The 4,067-nt window shown below is 56.4% G+C and carries 6 protein-coding genes and 1 tRNA gene; 4 read left to right on the forward strand and 3 right to left on the reverse strand.

All coding sequences use genetic code 11. The annotated features are described in order from the left end of the window. The coding region (locus tag F8J34_RS00005) for a lysylphosphatidylglycerol synthase transmembrane domain-containing protein (RefSeq protein WP_297054960.1) at positions 1 to 411 on the reverse strand (411 nt) is incomplete at its 3' end. A gap of 213 nt (positions 412 to 624) precedes the next feature. Between F8J34_RS00005 and F8J34_RS00010 the strand changes: the two genes are divergently transcribed. The 3 genes from F8J34_RS00010 (at position 625) to F8J34_RS00020 (ending at position 2,019) form a co-directional block, all read left to right on the forward strand. Next, a tRNA-Leu gene (locus F8J34_RS00010) sits at positions 625 to 712 on the forward strand. Positions 713 to 783: 71 nt separating this feature from the next. Then, the gene (gene tpiA / locus F8J34_RS00015) at positions 784 to 1,536 is read left to right on the forward strand and encodes a triose-phosphate isomerase (protein ID WP_297054963.1); all 753 of its coding nucleotides are present in this window, start codon (positions 784 to 786) and stop codon (positions 1,534 to 1,536) included. 12 nt (positions 1,537 to 1,548) lie between these two features. Then, on the forward strand, positions 1,549 to 2,019 hold the full coding sequence (locus tag F8J34_RS00020; RefSeq protein ID WP_297054966.1) for a CoA-binding protein: 471 nt from the start codon (positions 1,549 to 1,551) through the stop codon (positions 2,017 to 2,019). 55 nt (positions 2,020 to 2,074) lie between these two features. Here the strand turns inward: F8J34_RS00020 and F8J34_RS00025 are convergent, their stop codons facing one another. After that, complete coding sequence (locus F8J34_RS00025) at positions 2,075 to 2,245, reverse strand: hypothetical protein (RefSeq protein WP_297054968.1); 171 nt, start codon at positions 2,243 to 2,245, stop codon at positions 2,075 to 2,077. 137 nt (positions 2,246 to 2,382) lie between these two features. Continuing rightward, on the reverse strand, positions 2,383 to 3,615 hold the full coding sequence (locus tag F8J34_RS00030; protein WP_297054971.1) for a multiheme c-type cytochrome: 1,233 nt from the start codon (positions 3,613 to 3,615) through the stop codon (positions 2,383 to 2,385). A 78-nt stretch (positions 3,616 to 3,693) separates the two neighbouring features. Here F8J34_RS00030 and F8J34_RS00035 point away from each other — a divergent pair. Next, on the forward strand, positions 3,694 to 4,067 hold a 374-nt coding region (locus F8J34_RS00035; RefSeq protein WP_297054974.1), incomplete at its 3' end, for a segregation/condensation protein A.

Genomic DNA, 4,067 nt, shown 5'->3' on the forward strand with positions numbered 1-4,067 from the left:
GACCATAATTAGAGAAAGAGACAATATAAACAGAATAATATTAGCGGTAAAGTAAGAAATACTTATTAAAGTGAGAATTAATATGGGTATTATTTCAGAAAATCTTTCATAGACAATACTGATACTGGATAAGATTATCGGTACTTTATATTTTTTAGAAAGCCAGGTTATTCTCAACACTTCTCCTCCGCTACGACTCATGGGGGTTATATTATTCACAAAAATTGAGGACAGATTAATCCTGACCAGGTCGGAAAGGGGGATGTTTCTGCCCATCTCCTCCAGCACCAGCTTCCATCGGAGAGCATAAATGAATACGCTCAAATAATATACACCTATGGCGGTGCCTACCAGTTTCAGGGCCTTTCGGTCCAGCGAGCGCAGGAGGACGGTATAGTCGTGGATATTCATCTTAGCCCATCTGGGGAATGGATCCGTCTTGCCTTGCGGGCCATTTTTCCCTCCGGAATCTTCCTTGCTTTTACCACCGGAAATATCCTTTGGAAATACCGGAGGCGAGCCCTTCCAATCTTGACTTTTGGTCCAAACCCAAACAATATTAAGTTTCCGGACGGATTATTAGCCTGAAGCCTTTTTTCCTACTTACGACAGGGTCGTCATCGGGCGGGAGTGGCGGAATAGGCAGACGCTGCGGACTTAGGATCCGCTGGGGTAAGTCCCCGTGGGGGTTCGAGTCCCCCCTCCCGCACCAGGGTTGGCTCTTGGCAAGAGCAGGGATTTGTTCTAAGGTGATCCCATTAAGGGTTCCGGGAGGAGGTGGATATGCGCAAGCCCCTTATAGCGGGTAACTGGAAGATGCACAAAACCGTATCCGAAACCCTGGCCTATCTTCGTCGATTCAGGGAGCTGGTAGCCGGGGTGGAGGATCGAGAGATTATGGTCGCGCCTCCCTTCACCGCGCTCTATATGGCCGGTCAGGAGCTGGCCGGAACTCATATCCGGCTGGGAGCGCAGAATGCGCACTGGGCGGAATCCGGGGCCTTCACCGGGGAGATCTCTCCCTTGATGCTCAAGGAGTGTGGCGTAGCCTATGTAATTCTCGGACATTCCGAAAGAAGACATATCTTCGGAGAGACCGACGAGATGATCCGGCAGAGGCTTTCCGGGGTGCTTTCGGCCGGCTTGAAGCCCATCCTATGCGTGGGGGAGACCCTGGAGGAGAGGGAGGCCGGCCGGACCATGGAGGTTCTGGAAACCCAGGTTCGATCGGCGCTCTCCGGTTTTTCCGCCGGGGAGCTTCAGGGGCTGGTCATCGCCTATGAGCCGGTCTGGGCCATCGGCACCGGAAGGACGGCCACGCCGGAGACGGCTCAGGAGGCCCACGCCTACATCCGGGGTCTTTTAGGGGACCTTTTCGGGAACGACCGGGCCGCAGAGGTCCGGATCCTTTACGGAGGAAGCGTTAAACCCGAGAACATCGCCTCTCTCATGGCCCAGCCCGATGTGGATGGGGCCCTGGTGGGCGGAGCCTCGCTGGATCCGGAGACCTTTGCCCGCATCGTAAAATACGGCTAAAAGGGGGTCGATTTGGCCGCGGTCACCAGTTGCGAGCTTCCCGATTATTCCCGGCTGGAGCCCGAAGCCCTGGAGATAGTGCGTAAATATCGACGCCTGGCCATCGTAGGAGCCAGCCCCAAGCCCGAAAGGCCCAGCCACCAGGTGATGAAGTACCTTCTGGAACACGGTTTTGAGGTGGTTCCGGTTAATCCCGGCCAGAAGGAGATCCTGGGACAGGTCTGTTATCCCTCCCTCCTCTCCATCCCCGAGGAAAAACGCCCGGAAGTGGTGATCGTGTTTCGGCGCCCGGATCAGGTACCCCCTGTGGCGGAGGAGGCCGTAAAGGTGGGGGCCCGGGTACTCTGGCTTCAGGAGGGAATCGTAAGCGAGGAGGCGGCAGGGATAGCCCGTAAGGCCGGTCTGCAGGTAATTATGAACCGGTGCTTCAAGAAGGTGCACCAGATAGCCGAGAGCCGACCAGCCGCGTCATCCACGCCTTAAGGGTCTCCTTATCCGGCCAGGGTTTCATTCCCTTCCCGGGGAGGAGATATAACCTTCAGCCCAGACCGGGCTCTTTGGTCTCATCGGCTCCGGGCTCAAGGTCCTTACCGTCAAGCTTAAGGGAGGGCGACCCGTAAAACCTTAAAGATCGGGCCTCTTCCGGGGTGGAAACAAGCCTTTCTTCTACCTCCAGAGATAGACCGAGTTCGGAAAGGGCCTCTTTCACCAATGCGGGAAGAACCTTCCGTGAGGGGCAATTCCTAGTGGTGAGGATCAATAACTTCACACCTTGGAGATTAACTTTCGACCTTCCGGGTGTCAATGAGGGTGGGGAGGGGGTACCCCCCTCCCCGAAGGAAGAATTTACTTTCCGGCTTCCTTCCTCATCTCGCGGGCCATGGACTTTATCTCCGCCAGGGTTTCCTTCATCTTGGCCCATCCATACCAGTGAGAGTAATCCGGATTCATGTGGAAGGCCCCCTGGAAGGTGCGCATGCGATACTCCATGAACATGAGATAGAGCTTCTGCTCGATGGGGTAGGGGGTTTCGTAGAAGCGGAGGAGATCCGGATAGGGATTACCATCCGGGTGTTTGATGATCCCCTCGCGGGCCAGGTCCGCCACGGTCTCTATGGCCTCGGCCATAAGTTTGTCTGCGGCCTTAAGCATCTGATCCGCCTGCTGGAGCTGTTCCCGGGCAAAATTGGTGTTGTGGCACTGGGAGCAGATCTTGAGCATGCGATCCCTTTCCGCCTGCCATTCCTCCTTGCTGAGACGGGCCACCTTTCCGGCCTTGACCACCTCCAGACGCTTGGTGAACTTTCCGTCCGGGGTAAGGACATGCAGGGCCTTGAGGATGGTTACCCGATATTGCCACCATTCTTTGTCATCCTCCGGCACACGCAACCCCAGGAACCCCCAGGCGGTCATCACCCGGTGGTCGCCGTTGGGCATATGACAGGTCTGGCATCGGGGGCCGCGGCGATCCTCAAGAGGGCGTCCGAGCATGCGGTCTATCCGATAGACGGCCCCGTGCTTGGAGGTGGACCACATCTCCCATTGCGGATGATCAAACCCCATGTGACAGGTCATGCAGGCCTCGGGTTCCCGGGCCTCCTTGACCGAGAAGGCATGGCGGGTGTGGCAGTTCTGGCAATCCATGGCGTACTTGGGGTAATCGGGGTTTTTCTTGGCCTCACGGGTGGCCCCCAGAGAGTGGCACCCTCCGCAGCCCTTGCGCCCCTTGACCACCGGACCGGGCTGCATGTGGGTGGTGGGCATGGCTTCCATGGCCACCCATCCCAGAAAGTGCTTGCCGGCCATGTACTGCCGGGCCTGTTTGGGATGACACCGTTTACAGGTCTCGATGGTGGGTAGCTTGGCCTTCTCCACGTCGTCCGCGCTCATGTGGTCCTTGCCGTGACAGCTGTAACAGGCCAGCACCTTGGACATCTTGGAGCGGTGGAAATCCTTTACGATTCCGGGAGTAACCTTGAGGTGACATTCCTCACACTTGGAGGGCCTGGCCTGGGCCCCCAGGGGCCAGAGAACCAGAGCCACTAAAACTAAACCCCATTTTAAAAGACCTTTTCTCATACCCATCCCCCTCCTTTACAGATTTTCTCCCCTTGCTTTAACATAAGACCCAGTAAGTACGATTTGACCTAGGTCAAGATGCCGCCTTTGGAACCCCTGGAACTGGATCGAAATCTGCTGGAAAGGGTAAAGGCTCGCCCTCTGGAGGTCCTGGAGCTGGACCTGTCTCTTCTGACCCGCTCCTATCTGGCCCGGCTGGATCAGTTTTTGTCCCAGGGGCTGGACCGGGCCTCGGAATTCCTCCATCTCACCTCCTATCTTCTCTATCTTAAAAGCCGTTCTCTTCTTCCCGTGGAATCCGAAGCGAAGGAGGAGGAAGGTACCCCTCCGCTGGAAAAAAAGGAAGAACCTCTTTCGGGATGGGGAAGGGTTCTGGAGGGGCGGGAGAAACTGGGATGGGACGTTTTTTGTTCTCCGGGCGAGGATCCCCCTCCGGCCGAACTCCAGGGAAC

The organism is Thermosulfurimonas sp., from assembly GCF_015491435.1.
In the GTDB taxonomy this organism is placed as follows: Bacteria; Desulfobacterota; Thermodesulfobacteria; order Thermodesulfobacteriales; family Thermodesulfobacteriaceae; genus Thermosulfurimonas_A.

Excerpts from the sequence above, each read along its gene's own strand:
- tpiA (WP_297054963.1), top strand. The coding sequence starts at position 784 with ATGCGCAAGCCCCTTATAGCGGGTAACTGGAAGATGCACAAAACCGTA.
- F8J34_RS00030 (WP_297054971.1), bottom strand. The coding sequence starts at position 3,615 with ATGAGAAAAGGTCTTTTAAAATGGGGTTTAGTTTTAGTGGCTCTGGTT.